This is a genomic window from Pseudomonas sp. PDM04 (assembly GCF_014851765.1).
In the GTDB taxonomy this organism is placed as follows: Bacteria; Pseudomonadota; Gammaproteobacteria; order Pseudomonadales; family Pseudomonadaceae; genus Aquipseudomonas.
This window is the reverse complement of record NZ_JACVAI010000002.1, coordinates 546248-563860: the sequence shown is the minus strand read 5'-3', so window position 1 is coordinate 563860 and position 17613 is coordinate 546248. Positions and strand designations below refer to the sequence as shown.

Here is a 17613-nt window from a genome sequence, read left to right as displayed (position 1 = left end):
TGTGTCAGGCGCCATGGATGTCGACCTTGCTGACGCCATCGCGAGCAGGCTCGCTCCCACAGGGAATTGGGGATTCACCGAATAAAATGAATCTTCCCGGTGTCGTCGTTACCGATGTAGATGCCATAGACCCCGGCCTGGCGTTCTTCGATGTAGCGTTCGAGGATCTGCCGGATGGCCGGGTAGTAGATGCTGTCCCAGGGGATGTCCTCGGGTGCGAAGAATTTGTAGTCGAGGGTTTCCGGCCCGTACTGGCCGGTGATCTCCAGCGCGATGGCGCGATAGATGATGTACACCTCGCTGATTTTCGGCACGCTGAAGATCGAGTACGGCGAGTGGATTTCCGCACGCACGCCGCTTTCTTCCCAGACTTCACGCAGCGCCGCCTGTTCGGTGGTTTCGCCGCCTTCCATGAAGCCGGCCGGCAGCGTCCAGGTGCCGGGTCGTGGCGGAATGGCGCGCTGGCACAACAGGTACTTGCCGTCCTGCTCGATGATGCAGCCGGCGATGATCTTCGGATTGACGTAGTGGATGTAGCCGCAACCGCAGCACATCAGGCGCTCGTGCGTATCACCCGGTGGCCGCTGCGACTTGAGGTCGTTGCCGCCACACCGTGGGCAAAAGCTCGGGCTGAACATGATCAGCGACCTATGCGCGGTTCTTTGAGCGCGATGGGCAGGGTGATCTCGGGGATGTCCCCGGTCTCTTCCTGTTTGCGCTTGAGGTACTCCAGCGCCACCGCCGCTGCGGCGCGGACGTGATCGACGCAGGCCTGGTGCGCCACCAGCGGGTCGCCCGCCTTGATCGCCTCGACCATGCGTTCCATTTCCTGGTTGCTCGCACCCCGGCGGTTTTCCTGGGACACCGAGGTCGCCCGCAGGTAGCTGATGCGTGCCTGCAACTGACGCAGCTGGGTCGCCGCCACGTGGTTGCCGGAGCCTTCGAGCAACACGTCGTAGAACCCCTGGACCGAGTCGATCACCTGTTGCAGTTCGCCTTCCTTGAGGGCCTTGCGGTTTTCCTCCAGGGCTTTTTCCAGGGCTTTGATGTCCTTGGCCTTGGCCCGCAGGGTGAACAGCTGGACGATCAGGCCTTCGAGCACGCAACGCAATTCGTAGATGTCGACGGCATCGGCCAGGGTGATGATCGCGACCCGTGGGCCCTTGGCGTCGGCGAACTCCACCAGGCCTTCGGATTCCAGGTGGCGCAAGGCTTCGCGAACGGAGGTACGGCTGACCCCCAGGCGATCGCACAGGTCACGCTCGACCAGACGGTCTCCCGGCATGAGCTGGAAGTTCATGATGGCGCTTCGCAGTTTATCCAGCACGATTTCGCGCAGGGTAACGGGGTTGCGATTGACCTTGAAGCTGTCGTCGAGTGGCAGGCGTTTCATGGGGTCCGCTCTGAGTGTGGCTGTCCATGCAAAAAGAGCACTTCGACCCGTGGATCATCGTGCTCGATCAATCAAAACAGCAAGGTTAACTGGAGGCCTCGGCGTCGGCTTCGGCGAACGCTTCACGGGCGAGCCGGAAACTGTCCACCGCAGCGGGGACACCGCAATAAATACCGACCTGAAGCAGAATTTCGCGTATTTGTTCACGACTCAGCCCGTTACGCAAGGCGCCGCGTACATGCAGCTTGAGTTCGTGCGGCCGATTGAGGGCCGAAATCATGGCCAAGTTTATCATGCTGCGCTCTTTAAGCGACAAACCCTCGCGGCCCCAGACATGGCCCCAGCAGTACTCGGTGACCATTTCCTGCAAGGGCCGGGTGAAGTCGTCGGCGTTCTCGATGGAGCGCTTGACGTAGGCTTCACCGAGCACCTGCGTGCGGATGTTCAGGCCCTGTTCGTACTTTTCGTTTTTCATCAACGGGTGCTCCCAACGTCATCGAGCCCGCCCATCAGGGTGTATTTGAGCTCCAGGTAATCTTCGATGCCGTACTTCGATCCTTCCCGGCCAAGGCCCGAGGACTTGATGCCACCGAACGGCGCCACTTCGGTGGAGATCAGCCCTTCGTTGATCCCGACCATGCCGTACTCCAGCGCTTCGCTCATGCGCCAGGCGCGGCCGAGGTCGCGGGTGTAGCAGTAAGCGGCCAGGCCGAACTCGGTGTCGTTGGCCAGGTGGATCGCCTCGGCTTCGCTGTCGAAGCGGAACACGGCGGCCAGCGGACCGAAGGTTTCTTCGCGGGCGACCTTCATCGATGACGTCAGGCCGGCCAGCACGGTCGGCTGGAAAAAGCCGTGGCCAAGGGCATGTCGTTCACCGCCGCACAACAGTTGCGCGCCGTGGGCGAGGGCGTCTTGCACGTGGTCTTCGACCTTGGCCACCGCGCGTTCGTTGATCAGCGGCCCCTGGGTCACCCCCTGATCAAAGCCATTGCCGACGTTCAGTTGCGCCACGCGTTCGGCCAGGCGAGCGACGAATGCGTCGTGAATGCCCGCCTGCACCAGGAAGCGGTTGACGCACACGCAGGTCTGCCCGGCATTGCGGAACTTGGCGATCAGCGCACCTTCCACGGCACGCTCCAGGTTGGCGTCGTCGAACACGATGAAGGGCGCGTTGCCACCCAGTTCCAGGGAGACTTTTTTCAGGGTTGGCGCACATTGCGCCATCAGCAGCTTGCCGATCCCGGTCGAGCCGGTGAACGACAGCTTGCGCACCAACGGGCTGCTGGTCAGCTCGCCGCCGATGGCCACGGCGTCGCCGGTGATCACGTTGAAGATGCCCGGCGGGATGCCGGCCTGTTCCGCCAGGGCGGCCATGGCCAGTGCCGAGAACGGCGTTTCCGGTGCCGGCTTGACGATGCAGGGGCAGCCAGCCGCCAATGCCGGGCCCGCCTTGCGGGTGATCATCGCCGCCGGGAAATTCCACGGTGTGATGGCCGCGACCACCCCGATCGGCTCTTTGCTGACGACGATGCGCGCATCGCCTCTATGGCTGGGAATGGTGTCGCCATAGATGCGCTTGGCCTCTTCGGCAAACCACTCGATGAAACTGGCGGCGTAGAGGATTTCGCCCTTGGCTTCGGCCAGCGGCTTGCCCTGTTCGAGGGTGAGGATCTCGGCCAGCGCATCGGCCTGCTCGATCATCAGCGCATGCCAGCGCTTGAGGAGGTTGCTGCGCGCCTTGGCGGTCAGGGCGCGCCAGGCCGGCCAGGCGTCGTTGGCGGCGGCGATGACTTGCCGGGCATGCGCGGCGCCCAGGTTCGGCACCTGGCCGATCCGTTCGCCGGTGGCCGGGTTGAAGATGTCGTGGTAAGCGCCATCCGGCGCATCCAGCCATTGGCCATTGATGTAGGCCTGCTGGCGGAACAGTTGCGAGGCTGCAGGGCTCATGCGGGCTCCTGAAAAGTGGTGAGAAACGCAGTTCCCTGTGGGAGCGAGCCTGCTCGCGAAGACGGTGGCACATTCGGTATCAATGTGAGTGACACACCGCTTCGCGAGCAGGCTCGCTCCCACAGTGAAGAAAACGTCAGGCCAGGGTGGGCAGCGGGCCCAGCTTGCCTTTGTGATAGATCATGGGCGTGACGGGCTGCTCGGGCAGGATCAGGTTCTTCACCGCGCCGACGATGATGGCGTGATCGCCACCGTCGTATTCGCGCCACAACTCGCACTCGATGATCGCCGTGGCCTTGCCCAGCAACGGGTTGCCCAGGGCGCTCAGGTGCCACTCGATGTCCTTGGCCTTGTCCTTGCCCTTACTGGCAAACGCATAGGCTTCGGCGGTCTGGTCGGCGGACAGCAGGTGAATCGCGAACTGCTTGCTGTCACGCAGGACCGGGTAGGTGTCCGAGGCATAGTTGGGGCAGAACAGCACCAGGGCCGGGTCGATCGACAGCGCGCTGAACGCGCTGGCGGTGATGCCGACGATGCCGCCGTCCGGGTCCAGGGTGGTGACCACCGTGACCCCGGAAGGAAAGGAGCTCATGACGTCTTTGTAAATGCCGGGTTCGATCATGTCGGTGGTCTCCTAACGCATCACAAACGGGTCAGGCATCGGTGCCTGTGAGAGGTTGATCCACACCGTTTTCAGTTCGGTGTAGGCCAGCACCGAATCGATGCCGCTTTCGCGTCCATAGCCACTGTTCTTGAAACCGCCGATCGGCGCCATGGCCGAGACCGCACGGTAAGTGTTGACCCAGATGATCCCCGAGCGCACGTCCCGCGCGAGGCGGTGGGCGCGACCCAGGTCGCGGGTCCAGATGCCGGCGGCGAGGCCGAACTGCGAGTCGTTGGCGATCGCCAGTGCCTCGGCTTCGTCCTTGAAACGGATGACCGAGGCCACCGGACCAAAGACTTCTTCCTGCATGATCTTCATCGAATTGCGGTCGCACTCGAACAGCGTCGGTTCATAGAACCAGCCGTCACCCACGCCGGTCGGGCGCTTGCCGCCAAGGCGCAGGCGTGCCCCTTCGGCGACGGCATCGGCCACCAGGCCTTCGACCACTGCCAGTTGCTGTGCGGTGGCCATCGGGCCCATTTCACTGCTGTCGTCCTGCGGGTTGCCGATGCGGATGCGCCGGGCACGTTCCACCAGGCGGTTGACGAATTCGTCGTAGATCTCGTCCTGCACCAGCAGGCGTGAACCGGATACGCAGCTCTGCCCGGAGGCGGCATAGATCCCGGCGATGGCGCCGTTGATCGCGCTGTCGAGGTCGGCGTCGGCAAAGATGATGTTTGGCGATTTGCCGCCCAGTTCCAGCGACAGCTTGGCGAAGTTCTCTGCGCTGCTGCGCACCACGTGTCGCGCCGTGGCCGCACCGCCGGTGAAGGCGATTTTGCGTACCAGCGGGTGACGGGTGAGGGCGGCGCCGGCGCTCGGGCCATAGCCGGTGACGACGTTGACCACGCCCGGCGGAATGCCGGCTTCCAGGGCCAGGCGCGCCAGTTCGAGAATGGTCGCCGAGGCATGCTCCGAGGGCTTGATCACGATGGTGTTGCCCGCGGCCAGGGCCGGCGCCAGCTTGATTGCCGTCAGGTACAGCGGGCTGTTCCAGGGAATGATCGCGGCGACCACGCCCATGGCTTCGTGCACCGTGTAGGCAAACAGGTCCGGCTTGTCCAGCGGCAGGGTGCCGCCTTCGAGTTTGTCCGCCAGGCCTGCGGTGTAGTGGAAAAACTCCGGCAGGTAGCCGACCTGGCCACGGGTTTCGCGAATCAGCTTACCGTTGTCGCGGCTTTCCAGCTGGGCCAGTTTTTCCTTGTTGTCGGCGATCAGGTCGCCCAGGCGTCGCAGCAATTTGCCGCGGGCGGTGGCGCTCAGGCCGCGCCAGGCCGGGCTGTCGAAGGCGCTCTGTGCCGCCTGCACGGCGCGCTCGACATCGGCTTCGTCGGCATCGGGCAGTTCGGCCCAGGCTTCGGCCAGGGCCGGGTTCAGGCTTTCGAAGGTCTTGCCCGAGAGGGCATCGACCCATTCACCGCCGATGCACATCTGGAAGCGTGCGAGTGTCATGCAACGATCCCCTTTATATGGTTTTGTCGGGAGTGCGCGGTATCGAGAAACTCCAGCAACAGCTGGTTGACCAGGCGCGGCGATTCTACGGGCATCATATGCCGTTGTTCGGCGAGCACGGCAACCGTCGCGCCGGGAATGCGCTCGGCCAGTTGCCGGGCCATTTCCGGGGTGGAGCCGGGGTCCAGCTCGCCGGTGGCGACCAGCGTCGGTGCCTGGATACTCGCCAGGTCATCGGCGCGGTACATGTCCTGGGTCGCGAACAGTTCATAGGTGGTCAGGTAACCCTGCGGGTCATTCTGGGCCAGGGTCTGGCGCAAGGCGGCGATCTGCGCCGGATTGGCCGCCTGGTATTCACGGCTGAACCAGCGCGACAGCGCTGCTTCGGCATTGGCATCCGGGCCGTGCTCGGCCGCCTGGGCGGTGCGGGCAATGACGCCCGCGCGCTGCTCGGCGGTGCGATTGAACACGCTGTTGAGCACCACCAGGCCTTGCAGGCGTTGCGGGTAATGCAGGGCGAACGCCCGCGCCACCAGCCCGCCCATGGAAAAGCCGATCACCGAAGCCCTGGGCAATTGCAGGTGATCGAGCAGTTCCAGCAACTGGTCGGCATAGCCCAGCAGCGGCGTGCCGCTTTCCGGGCGCGGGCTGGCGCCATGACCCAGCATGTCGTAAGTGATCACGCGGTACTTCGTGGAGAGGCCAACGACCTGGCCGCCCCACATTTCTTTATTCAGGCCCACGCCGTGGATCAATACCACGGGCTGGCCTTGGCCGGTCGCCAGATAACTGGTGCCAGCCGGGGTACGTTCAGCGGTGAGCCGAATCATGGAGCGCTCCTGCATACCTTTTTGTTGTTGTGACCGGCCCGTCTTACTGGGCTTTTTCGGCCGCCAGTTCTTCCAGGTCGATGTAACGGTTGCCAATGCGTGGGTGCAGGCGGCCACCGTCGGCGCAACCCAGGACCACGACTATTTCGTCGGCGCGCGGGGCGTCTTCGATCTGCATTTCCAGGGTGATGTAGTGCGAACGCAGGCCTTCGTCGTCCTTGTGCATCATCGGGATCTGGATCGACGTGCCCGGGCCGCCGCGCTTGTTGGTGAAGCTCAGGTAGCTCTTGGCCTTGACCGCTTCGCGATAGTGGTTGCCGAAGCGCAGGGTATGGATGACCGCCGAGGCGTGTTCGATTTCGCCATCGGCACCGACCACTGCCGCCTTGCCGTAGGCCACGATCTTGTCGGCACCGCCGATCAGGCCCACCAGGCGCTCGACCATCAGTGCACCGAGATCGGAGCAGTTGGCACGAATTTCCGGTTTCAGGTCTTCGACAAAGCCGCGACCCAGCCATGGGTTCTTCATGACGACGGCCAGGCCGATCATGGTGACCGGCGTGTCGGTGGCTTTGCCGCCTTCGATAAAGGTTTGCTCGACATAGCTGACGATCTTGCGGATTTCGAAACTCATGAGCTGCTCCGTACGGGATGAAGGATGTCTGTGCGTATGATGGTATACCATAATACCGGCAACGCAAGAGCCCGAAACGGGTTTCTGTGGGGAAGGCGACAAAATGCCTGCCAGACATGATCTACAGTGTCAGGAGCGGGCCTGCTCGCGATGGCCGTGCGGATGTCACCGGGCTGTCGTCTGCCGCTGTTATCGTTCGCGATCATCGCGAGCAGGCCCGCTCCCATGGATGAATGCCGGGCGCGGTTGTGAGCATTGCTAGCAAAGTGCCAGAATAGAGCCCTTGCGCAGCATCACTATCAGGCGGCTTGAATGGATGGCCCTGGATTGCGGTACCCACAGGAAGACTTCATCGTAAAACTGGTGCAATCGGACCGATTGCACCAACTGTTTCGCCAGTCGGTTTTAGCGGTGTTCGGCAGTCTTCTTGCGGTGGCGATGTTGTGCTGGCTGTGCTGGGACCGTTTCGATCACCAGGTCGTCGGCGTATGGATCGCGCTGCTGACCGCGTCCTCGCTGGTGCGCATCTGCATGTTTGTGGCCTATTTCCGCAGCCCGGACCGCGAGCGCACCCCGCAACGTTGGGAACGCATTTATTGGATTACGCTGATTCTGTCCGCCGGCATCTGGGGCGGTGGCGCGCTGGCGGTGATCCCGGCCGATGACCTGTTGGCCCAGACCCTGGTCATGCTGTTTTGCGTCGGCATGTCGGTGAGCGCCGTGTCCTGTTATTCGGCCTACCGCTACATGACGGTGGTGTCGATTGTCCTGGTGCTGCTGCCTTGCACGCTGTGGCTGCTGTTCCAGCCTTCATCCCTGCAGGTCGGCATGGGGGTGGCGGTGATGGTGTTCGCCTCGTTTGTATTCAGCGCCACGCGCAGCCTGTCCGACGCCCTGGAAACCGCCTTTCGACTGACCCGTGAAATGGAACACGCCCACAGCCTTTCCACCCGTGCCGCGCAGACCGACGAACTCACCGGTCTGAAGAATCGCCGGGCGTTTTTCGAAGAGGCCCAGCAATTGTTCGGCTCCTGCCGGAAAAACCAGCGGCCCCTGTGCGCGGTGATGCTGGACATGGATCACTTCAAGCACATCAATGACACGCACGGGCACCAGGTCGGGGATCAGGTGCTGCGGCAAATGGGCCTGGTCATCAGCACGTCGTTTCGCGACACCGACGTTTACGGCCGTTTGGGCGGCGAAGAGTTCGCCGTCCTGCTGCCGGATACGTCGATTGACGTGGCCCGCCACATCGCCGAAGAACTCCTGCACTCGCTCGCCGGCCTGATGAGCGGGCCGGTGCACCGCATTTCGGCCAGCGTCGGGGTCGCGGCGATCTCGGCCGATGATCACGATCTGCACAGCCTGATGAACAACGCGGACAAGGCTTTGTATCGCGCCAAGGCCCGTGGACGTAATCAGGTGGCGGTCGCCGAATAGCCGGTCTCAGGCATCATTCCGATAACACCCGGGCGTCATGCCGAACCAGCGGATGCAGGCTTTGTGAAAGCTGCTCTGGTCGCGAAACCCCAGCAGCGCGCCGATGTACTTCACGCTACGTGCCGAGTTGCGCAGGAAATTGTGCGCGAGCATCAATCGCGCTTCGTCCTGCAACGCCGAAAAGTGCGTGTCCTCATTGCTCAGGCGCCGTTGCAGGCTGCGTGCACTGACGCCCAGCGCCTGGGCGATCCGGTTCAGGTCGCTGGGCACGCCCTGGGCCAGTCTTTCGGACAGCACCCGGCGTACCCGCTCGGTCATCGAGCCGTTGAGCACCAGGTTCAGGCGTGTGCGGGCGTATTCGACATGCAGGACATCCAGCGCCGGGTCGGCGGTGGGCAGCGCTGTCGCGCAATCCTCGGTGCTGAAGCTCAGGCTGTTGTACGACGCGCCGAAGGACAGGTTGCTGCCGAGCAAGCGTTCCAATTGCGTGGTGTCCGCCGGCCTTGGGTAAGTGAAGGTCGCCGCCACCGGGTCGGGCCTGCGCTTGGGCAGCAGCCAGTGAACCAGCCCCAGGGTCTGCGCGGCGCCGGCATCGATGAAGGCGCGGGGCGTCAGTGAGGGTTGGGTACTGACGTCCAGGCCGATCAGTTTCACCGCCCCGGGTTCGTGGTCCAGGCACATGTAGAAACCGTTGCAGATCAGCGATTGGTAATCCACCAGGCGTTGCAGCGCGCTGCCCAGGGTGGGGCAGGACATCACGGCGTAACCCAGCACTTCCAGGTTGGCCGGATGGGCGCGGGCATAAGCCAGCAGGCCGATATCCGGGTTGCCGGTTCGTTGTGCAGCCTGCGCCATGACTTTGTAGACCAGCTCCAGCCGAACGCCGTTGGGGTTGGCCCAGACTTCCTCGTGGCTGCTGTCGAATTCTTTGAGCAAGGCTTCTACGTTGGCACCCGCGTCCGTCAAGACGTCGGCGAGCACCCGAAAACCGGTGCTGGTCATTCTGTGCATGCTTGTTCCCGGCGTAATGGCTAAGTGATGTCGCGGAGCCGGCGCATGATCGCAATAAACAAATGCTCACAGTCGAATAACACAACTGACACGTTTCCAAGGACAAGCGAAAGGTATCCGGGAACACTTCCTGAGCCGTGGGGGAGCGTCGATTATGGCCGCCAGTCAGTAGTTGGTGGCATAAAGCCAGTTAAGCGCCCACTTCAATCGGCGGCAGGACCCCGTCTTGTCTATGGATGTGACATGCACAGAGTCAAGAATTTCTACAACGAATTGGCCCAGGGCAAACTGGTGCTGGCGTTCCAACCGGTGGTCTGGCTGCCCGACAGCCATCGGGTGCTGTATCAGGAAGGGCTGTTGCGTCATATCGATGCCCGGGGAGAGGGGGTCTATCCCTTGGCCATGCTCGAACGACTGCAATCGATGCGAGAGCTCGACCGAAGTGTGGTGGACTGCGTGATTGCCCGTCTGCTGCAGAACGAACACCTGCGACTGGGCTGCAACATCTCGGCGCAAAGCGCGATCATCGACCACTTCTGGCAGCCGATCCTTGCGCAGTTGCGCGAGTCGCCGTCGGTGGCGGCGCGACTGGTGATCGAAATCACCGAAAGCGCCACGCCACCCAGCACTTCGGCGGCGATCGAGTTTGTCCTGTGCTTGCGCGAACTGGGTTGCCGGGTGGCCATCGATGATTTTGGTGCCGGCCTGGGGACCCTGGAGTTCATCCGCAAAACCCGGCCGGACATCGTCAAGATCGACCAGGGCTACCTGCAGCGCGCTCGCCTGGAGACCAACAACGCCCAGACCCTCGGCCATCTGGTGCAGCTGTGCAAGACGCTGGCGCCTTGCGTGATCATCGAAGGGATCGAATCCGAAGCCGACCGCGCCCTCGCCACCGCCTGTGGCAGCGAGTGGGGGCAGGGTTATCTGTTCGGTCGGCCGCGGATCGATGCGCTGGGCGAGCGCTGCCAGGTGCAGCCGGGGCCGGCATAACGCAGCACGATGCAACGAATGCCACGTCAGGGCCTCATATGAAAACCAGCGGCGCTTTGCAGGAGCAGGGTGCGGGTATTCAAGACGAGAGGTGGGCATGACGGCAGCGCAGAAAAACCACGTGGACTGGCTGGTCGGGCAATCGATGCTGCACATGGCCAGGCAGCGGGCCCGGCTTTATGGCGGGCAAGGCCGCTTGTGGCAACAGCCGTATGCGCAGACCCGTCCCCGCGATGCCTCGGCCCTGGCGTCGGTGTGGTTCACCGCGTACCCGGCGTCCATCATCACCCGCGAAAATGGCACCGTGCTCGAGGCGCTGGGCGACGAAACCCTGTGGCACGCGCTGTCGAGAATCGGTATCCAGGGCATTCACAACGGCCCGCTGAAAAAGTCCGGCGGCCTTCGCGGCACCCGGCACACGCCGACCATCGACGGCAACTTTGACCGCATCAGTTTCGACCTCGATCCGCAACTGGGCACCGAGGCCCAGCTCCAGGCGTTGACGCGCATGGCCGCTGCGCACAATGCGGTGATCGTCGACGATGTGATTCCGTCGCACACCGGCAAGGGCGCGGATTTTCGCCTGGCCGAAATGGCGTACGAAGACTATCCGGGGCTTTACCACATGGTGGAAATCCGCGAAGAAGACTGGCCGTTGCTGCCTGAGGTGGCCGAGGGGCGTGACGCGCAAAACCTCAGCCCGCAGCAGGTCGATGTGCTGCGCGACAAGCATTACATCGTTGGCCAGTTGCAGCGCGTGATCTTCTTCGAGCCCGGGATCAAGGAAACCGACTGGAGCGTGACCCCGATCGTGGTGGGCGTCGACGGCAAACCACGGCGCTGGGTCTACCTGCATTATTTCAAGGAAGGCCAGCCCTCGTTGAACTGGCTGGACCCCAGCTTCGCCGCGCAACAGATGATCATCGGCGATGCGCTGCACGCCATCGATGTCATGGGCGCGAAAATTCTGCGCCTGGATGCCAACGGTTTCCTCGGCGTGGAGCGCAAGCTCGACGGCACGGCCTGGTCCGAAAGCCATCCGCTGTCGATCACCGGCAACCAGTTGCTGGCCGGTGCGATTCGCAAGGCCGGCGGTTTCAGTTTCCAGGAACTCAACCTGACCATCGATGACATCGCCGCCATGTCCCACGGCGGGGCGGACCTGTCCTATGACTTCATCACCCGGCCGGCCTACCAGCACGCGTTGTTGATGGGCGATACCGAGTTCCTGCGCCTGATGCTGCGGCAGATGCACACCCAGGGCATCGATCCGGGATCGCTGATCCATGCGTTGCAGAACCACGACGAACTGACCCTGGAACTGGTGCATTTCTGGACCCTGCACGCTCACGACACTTTCCTCTATCAGGGGCAGACCTTCCCCGGAAACATCCTGCGTGAACACATTCGCGAGCAGATGTACGAGCGCCTGGCCGGCGAGCACGCGCCCTATAACCTGAAGTTCGTCACCAACGGGGTGTCGTGCACCACCGCCAGCATCATCACTGCCGCGCTGGGGATTCGTGACCTTGAGGCCATCACCCCGGCGGATGTCCAGCAGATTCGCCAGATTCACCTGCTGCTGGTGATGTACAACGCGATGCAGCCGGGGGTGTTCGCCCTGTCCGGCTGGGATCTGGTGGGGGCACTGCCGCTGCCGGCGGAACAGGTGGCGGACCTGATGCTCGATGGCGATACCCGCTGGATTCATCGGGGCGCCTACGACCTGGTGGACCTCAACCCGCAAGCGCAGCATTCCGAAGGGCAGATGCCCCGGGCGCAAACCTTGTACGGCAGCCTGACCGAACAGTTGCAGGACCCTGACTCCTTTGCTTCGCAGCTCCAGCGAATCCTCGCCGCGCGCCGCGCCTACGACATTGCCGCCAGCCGCCAGATCCTGATCCCGGACGTCGAGCATCCAGGGCTGCTGATCATGGTCCACGAATTGCCGGCCGGCAAAGGCACGCAAATCACCGCGTTGAACTTCGGCGCGAGCGCCATCACCGAAACCCTGCACCTGCCCAGCATTGCGCCGGGGCCGGTGGTCGACATCATCAACGAGCGGGTCGAAGGCGACCTCACGCCCGAGGGCGACTTCACCATCACCCTGGATGCCTATGAAGGGCTGGCACTGCGGGTGGTCAGCAGCTCGCCGATGCTCTAGCGCAGGTTATCTGATCCGTATTTTTCGGCGTGATCTGCGCCTGTTATGTACAGGCGCTGAAGCTCACAATGAACGCACGGTTCAGATGCGCTGCAGCCCTTGCACCGCACACCTGTTTTCTAGGAGGCCCCCATGGCCAAGATGTCCCTTTTCCTCGGTGGATTTCTGGTGTTGACCCTGTTGATCGGTGCATTGGCGACGATTTCCCCGGTTTGAGGTTATCTGTGGCTTTGAATCTCTCGCAGGAACGGGCTTGCCCGCGAAGAGGCCGGCACTGACACCCTGTTGGTTGCCTGTGCTGACGTATTCGCGAGCAAGCCCGCTCCCACAAGGTGTAGCGTGGGGTCAAATCATCACTTCAGGTCGAAGCGGTCCAGGTTCATCACCTTGGTCCAGGCCGCGACGAAGTCCTTGACGAATTTCTCCTTGGAATCGTTGCTGGCATAGACCTCGGCCAGGGCGCGCAACTGCGCATGGGAGCCGAAGACCAGGTCAACCCGCGTACCGGTCCATTTCACCTGACCGGTTTTGCGATCCCGTGCTTCGAACGTCTCGTTGCTCGCCGACGTGGGTTTCCATTCCACCCCCATGTCGAGCAGGTTCCTGAAGAAGTCGTTGGTCAATTTCTCCTTTTCGGTGGTGAACACGCCATGCCGGGTTTGTCCTACGTTGGTGTCCAAGACCCGCAGGCCGCCGATCAGCGCGGTCATCTCGGGGGCGCTGAGGGTCAGCTGTTGCGCCTTGTCGATCAGCAAATGTTCCTGGGACACGCTGAAGGCGTTTTTGCTGTAGTTGCGAAAGCCGTCGGCAATGGGTTCGAGGAACCCGAAGGACTGCACATCGGTTTGCGCTTGCGAGGCGTCCATCCTTCCCGGAGTGAACGCAACCGTCACACTGTGCCCGGCGTTTTTCGCGGCCTGTTCGACGCCGGCGCTGCCGGCCAGCACGATCAGGTCGGCCAGCGAGATCTTCTTGCCACCGCCTTGCGCACCATTGAATTCGGCCTGGATACCTTCGAGTTTCGCCAGCACGCCGGCCAGTTGGTCGGGTTGGTTGGCCTGCCAGAATTTCTGCGGTGCCAAGCGCAGGCGGCCACCATTGGCCCCGCCGCGTTTGTCGGAGCCACGGAAGGTCGACGCCGCCGCCCAGGCCGTCGACACCAGCTGCGAAACACTCAGACCGGAGGCGAGGATCTTGCCCTTGAGCGCGGCCACGTCGGCGTCGTCAACCAGAGGATGGTCGACCTTGGGGATCGGGTCTTGCCACAGCAACTCCTCACTGGGCATTTCCGGGCCCAGATAACGCGAGAGCGGGCCCATGTCGCGATGGATCAGCTTGAACCACGCGCGGGCGAAGGCGTCGGCGAGCTGATCGGGATTCTCCAGGAAGCGCCGCGAAATCGGCTCGTAGATCGGGTCGAAGCGCAGGGCCAGGTCCGAGGTCAGCATGGTGGGACTGTGGCGCTTGCTCGGGTCGTGGGCATCGGGAATGGTCCCGGCACCGGCGCCGTCCTTGGCCACCCACTGATGGGCGCCGGCCGGGCTCTTGGTCAGCTCCCACTCGAAGCCGAACAGGTTTTCGAAGTAGTTGTTGCTCCACTGCGTGGGCGTGGTGGTCCAGGTCACTTCCAGGCCGCTGGTGATGGTGTCCGGCCCCTTGCCGGTGCCGAAACTGTTTTTCCAGCCCAGACCCTGTTGCTCGAGGCCCGCCGCTTCCGGTTCGGGGCCGACATTGTCGGCAGGCCCCGCGCCGTGGGTTTTACCGAAGGCGTGCCCCCCGGCGATCAGGGCCACGGTTTCCTCGTCGTTCATGGCCATGCGGCCGAAGGTTTCACGGATGTCCAGGGCCGACGCCACCGGGTCCGGGTTGCCTTCAGGGCCTTCCGGGTTGACGTAGATCAGGCCCATCTGCACGGCGGCCAGCGGGTTTTCAAGGTTGCGTCCGTGGTCGGTACGGCTGTCCTCGTTTCGTCCGGGCTCGGCCACCAGCGGTACATCGCCGGGTTCCTGCACGGGTTCTTTGCTTTTGCCGTAACGGGTGTCGCCACCCAGCCAGGTGTTCTCCGAGCCCCAGTACACGTCTTCGTCCGGTTCCCAGACGTCGGGCCGTCCACCGGAAAAGCCGAAAGTCTTGAAGCCCATGGATTCCAGCGCGACGTTACCGGTCAGGACGATCAGGTCCGCCCAGGACAGGTTGCGCCCGTATTTTTGCTTGATCGGCCAGAGCAGCCGGCGCGCCTTGTCGAGGCTGACGTTGTCCGGCCAGCTGTTGAGCGGGGCGAAGCGTTGCTGGCCGGAACCGGCACCGCCACGTCCGTCACCGGTGCGGTAGGTGCCGGCCGCGTGCCAGGCCATGCGCACGAACAGGGGCCCGTAATGGCCGAAGTCGGCGGGCCACCAGTCTTGCGAGTCGGTCATCAGTGCCGTCAGGTCGCGCTTGACCGCCGCGAAGTCAAGTTCCTTGAAGGCTTTGGCGTAGTCGAAACCCTCGTCCATGGGGTCGGACAGGGACGAGTGCTGGTGCAGGATCTTCAGGTTCAGCTGGTTCGGCCACCAGTCGCGGTTGGTCGTGCCACCGCCAGCGGCGTGATTGAAAGGGCATTTCGATTCATTTGCCATGTGCGAGCTACCTTTGGTCGTGTTCATCCGGCTATCGGGCCCGAAAGGGCGTTAAACAGCGACGAGCGGAATGAATGCCACAGGCTTCAAGGCCAGCGTTGGACCACACAGGCAACGGGAACAGCGGCAACCGAGTGGCCGATGCGGTCGGGGGGCCTAGTCAAGCTTCGGGCGCATTCCTGTCTCCTTTTCAATGCTAATCCGGCCGGCTTATGGCGCCAGCGCAGACTAAGGGTAGACCCGAGTCGGGGAGTCAGCTAATAGCCTCAGTGTTGCATGGCCATAGACAGAATCTTTCGTCTAATACCTTGAGATAAAGTGCTTTTGACAGCGCGCTTCTAGATAATGGCAAAATAATATCAATTATAAATAAAGTGCCAGCGGGGCCGGCGTGCACAACGTTGAACGGACCGCGCTGGTGAAGTTTTTTCTTCTCGAGAAAGTCCATGCCTAATCGCTCTTTGCACTTCAAGTTGTTCTGGACGGCGCTGATCGGAGCCGTCGTTGTGATGGCGCTGTTACTGGGCTCCATCGCTTACATCGCCTACGGCTCGTCAGTCAGGGAAACCGCGGCGCTGGTCGACACCATCGTCAAGGCCAACGCCAAGGAGGTCGAAGTTGAACTGGGTGTCGGTTTTACCGTGGCCGAATCGTTGGCCAGCGCCGCAACGGCTTTGCAACAACAGCAGGCCGAGCGCAAGACTGCCGACGCCGTGACCCGCCAACTGCTGGAAGCCAACCCGCAATTGCTGGGGCTGGGACAATACTGGGAACCCAACGCGTTCGACGGCAAGGACAGTGAGTTCGTCAACCAGCCGAACCACGACGGGACGGGCCGCTTTCTGACCTACTGGAACCGTGCGAATGGTTCGGTGAAGTCCGAAGTCCTGGTGGGGTATGCGCCGGAGAATGCCGATAACCAGTATTACTACCAACCGCTGCACAGCCGACAGCCCTGGGCGTCGGAGCCCTACGTCTACAGCACCGGCAATGGCCAGAAAGTCATGCTGGTGTCGATCATGGCGCCGCTGCTGCAAGGGGGTAAGGCGATGGGCGTGGCGGGGGTCGATATCCCGCTTGAAAGCATCAGGCAGCAACTGGCGAAGATCGATGCCTACAAAGGCTATGGCGCGCTGATTTCCAGTAATGGCCTGTACGCCAGCCACCCTGACGACAAGCGCTTGAGCCAGCCGGCCGACGATTTACCAGCGGCGGCCAGGGACGCGATCAAGGCGGGCCAGCCCTATAGCTTCCAGCACGAGGGCTGGGGTTACATGCTGCAACCGGTGCACATCGGCAAGTCGCCCAACACCTGGGCGTTGATGGTGGCGTACCCGCTGGCCGAGGCCATGGCCGGGATCAATCAGTTTCTCTGGACGGCGGTGATCATCGGTTGGGTGGCACTGCTGGTGCTGGCCATCGTGCTGTGGCATCTGCTGGCGTGGCAGATCCGTCCGCTGTCGGGTTTGACCACCGGCATCCAAGCCTGGGGCGGCGAGTTGGGCTTGCGTTTCGAGCAACGCAGTGGCGATGAAACCGGCAAGCTGGCCGGCGCGTTCAATCAGTTCATCCAGCGCCTGGGCGACCTGGTGGGCTCGATCCGCCACAGCAGCGGCGCCTTGATCCAGATCTCCGATCACCTGGGCGAGACCACCCAGGCCGTGGCCGAACGGGCGACGTCGCAGCACACCGCCACCGAAGAAATGGCCAGTGGCGTCACGGCGCTGGCGCACTCGGTGACCGAGATGTCGCAACAGGCCGAAGACGTCGAGCAACTGGCGCGCAACACCGAGAAGCTGACCCAGCACATCTCAGGCGACATGAGCCAGACACTGGCGGGTATCACCCACATCGACCAGACCATGGACGTCGTTGCCGACACCGTGGGCGACCTGGAAAAACGCTCGCAGCAGATTGCCGGGATCATCGCCGTGATCCGCAGCATTGCCGATCAGACCAACCTCTTGGCGCTCAACGCGGCGATTGAAGCGGCGCGGGCAGGGGAGCAGGGGCGCGGGTTCGCGGTGGTGGCCGACGAAGTACGGCAGTTGGCGGAACGCACCAGCCGTTCGACCGGTGAAATCGGCGAGATGATCGGCGCCATCGGTTCGGACGTGCGCAACACGGTGGCCAACGTCCAGCAGGTCGGCGAAGCGGTGCGTGAGGGGGTGGTGCAACTGACCACCTCGGCCCAGGGTGTCGAGCAGATTCGCCAGCATGCCCAGGACATCCTGACGCGCATCAGCGAAGTGGCGCGCCAGACCCAAAGCCAGGCGGCGACGGGTGAGCAACTGTCGGTGGCCATCCAGGGCGTCAGCCGGATTTCCGAGCAGAATGACCAGGCGATCCGCAGCCTGCTCGATCAGTCGGTGCAATTGCGCGATCAGGCGGGTTCCTTGAACCAGCAACTGACCCAGTTCAAGGATTGAGTCGAGGACGGAGGTTGCGTCGGCCGCCGCCTCCGTTC

At 62.8% G+C, this 17613-nt stretch carries 13 protein-coding genes and 2 pseudogenes; 5 read left to right on the top strand and 10 right to left on the bottom strand.

What is annotated here, in order from left to right:
- Positions 1–74: 74 nt before the first annotated feature.
- The 8 genes from IB249_RS09415 to IB249_RS09380 all read right to left on the bottom strand — a co-directional run bounded on the left by IB249_RS09415 (position 75) and on the right by IB249_RS09380 (position 6920).
- Entirely contained in the window at positions 75–638 is a 564-nt protein-coding gene (locus IB249_RS09415; RefSeq protein WP_192303857.1) for an NUDIX hydrolase, read from the bottom strand.
- A gap of 2 nt (positions 639–640) precedes the next feature.
- Positions 641–1393, bottom strand: a complete 753-nt coding sequence (locus IB249_RS09410; RefSeq protein WP_192303855.1) for a GntR family transcriptional regulator — start codon at positions 1391–1393, stop codon at positions 641–643.
- Between the two features lie 85 nt (positions 1394–1478).
- On the bottom strand, positions 1479–1868 hold the full coding sequence (locus IB249_RS09405; protein WP_192303853.1) for a carboxymuconolactone decarboxylase family protein: 390 nt from the start codon (positions 1866–1868) through the stop codon (positions 1479–1481).
- Complete coding sequence (locus IB249_RS09400; RefSeq protein ID WP_192303851.1) at positions 1868–3340, bottom strand: NAD-dependent succinate-semialdehyde dehydrogenase; 1473 nt, start codon at positions 3338–3340, stop codon at positions 1868–1870. The genes IB249_RS09405 and IB249_RS09400 overlap by 1 nt, the downstream gene beginning before the upstream one ends.
- Before the next feature lie 136 nt (positions 3341–3476).
- Entirely contained in the window at positions 3477–3962 is a 486-nt protein-coding gene (locus IB249_RS09395; protein WP_192303849.1) for a flavin reductase family protein, read from the bottom strand.
- A gap of 12 nt (positions 3963–3974) precedes the next feature.
- Positions 3975–5456, bottom strand: a complete 1482-nt coding sequence (locus IB249_RS09390; RefSeq protein WP_192303847.1) for an aldehyde dehydrogenase — start codon at positions 5454–5456, stop codon at positions 3975–3977.
- Entirely contained in the window at positions 5453–6286 is an 834-nt protein-coding gene (locus IB249_RS09385; RefSeq protein WP_192303845.1) for an alpha/beta fold hydrolase, read from the bottom strand. Before IB249_RS09385 ends, IB249_RS09390 begins: the two co-directional genes overlap by 4 nt.
- A 43-nt stretch (positions 6287–6329) precedes the next feature.
- Positions 6330–6920, bottom strand: coding sequence for an amino acid synthesis family protein (locus IB249_RS09380; RefSeq protein WP_192303843.1), 591 nt, complete (start codon positions 6918–6920; stop codon positions 6330–6332).
- 312 nt (positions 6921–7232) lie between these two features.
- Here IB249_RS09380 and IB249_RS09375 point away from each other — a divergent pair, with 312 nt between their 5' ends.
- Positions 7233–8360 carry a sensor domain-containing diguanylate cyclase gene (locus IB249_RS09375; protein ID WP_192303841.1) on the top strand — a complete coding sequence of 376 codons (1128 nt, stop codon included), beginning with the start codon at positions 7233–7235 and terminating at the stop codon, positions 8358–8360.
- 6 nt (positions 8361–8366) lie between these two features.
- Here IB249_RS09375 and IB249_RS09370 read toward each other — a convergent pair whose 3' ends face one another.
- On the bottom strand, positions 8367–9371 hold the full coding sequence (locus tag IB249_RS09370) for an AraC family transcriptional regulator (RefSeq protein ID WP_192303839.1): 1005 nt from the start codon (positions 9369–9371) through the stop codon (positions 8367–8369).
- 243 nt (positions 9372–9614) lie between these two features.
- Between IB249_RS09370 and IB249_RS09365 the strand changes: the two genes are divergently transcribed.
- Together IB249_RS09365 and treS are read left to right on the top strand one after the other, a co-directional pair.
- Positions 9615–10364, top strand: coding sequence for an EAL domain-containing protein (locus IB249_RS09365; protein WP_192303837.1), 750 nt, complete (start codon positions 9615–9617; stop codon positions 10362–10364).
- 97 nt (positions 10365–10461) lie between these two features.
- A complete protein-coding gene (treS, locus tag IB249_RS09360; protein ID WP_192303835.1) occupies positions 10462–12528 on the top strand; it encodes a maltose alpha-D-glucosyltransferase in 2067 nt (688 codons plus the stop codon).
- A gap of 353 nt (positions 12529–12881) precedes the next feature.
- Here treS and katG read toward each other — a convergent pair whose 3' ends face one another.
- Complete coding sequence (katG, locus tag IB249_RS09355) at positions 12882–15146, bottom strand: catalase/peroxidase HPI (protein ID WP_192303833.1); 2265 nt, start codon at positions 15144–15146, stop codon at positions 12882–12884.
- Positions 15147–15592: 446 nt separating this feature from the next.
- Between katG and IB249_RS30095 the strand changes: the two are divergent.
- Positions 15593–16714 (top strand): annotated as a pseudogene (locus IB249_RS30095) (methyl-accepting chemotaxis protein); the annotation flags it as partial.
- Positions 16715–17038: 324 nt separating this feature from the next.
- Positions 17039–17575 (top strand): annotated as a pseudogene (locus IB249_RS30090) (methyl-accepting chemotaxis protein); the annotation flags it as partial.
- Between the last annotated feature and the right edge of the window lie 38 nt (positions 17576–17613).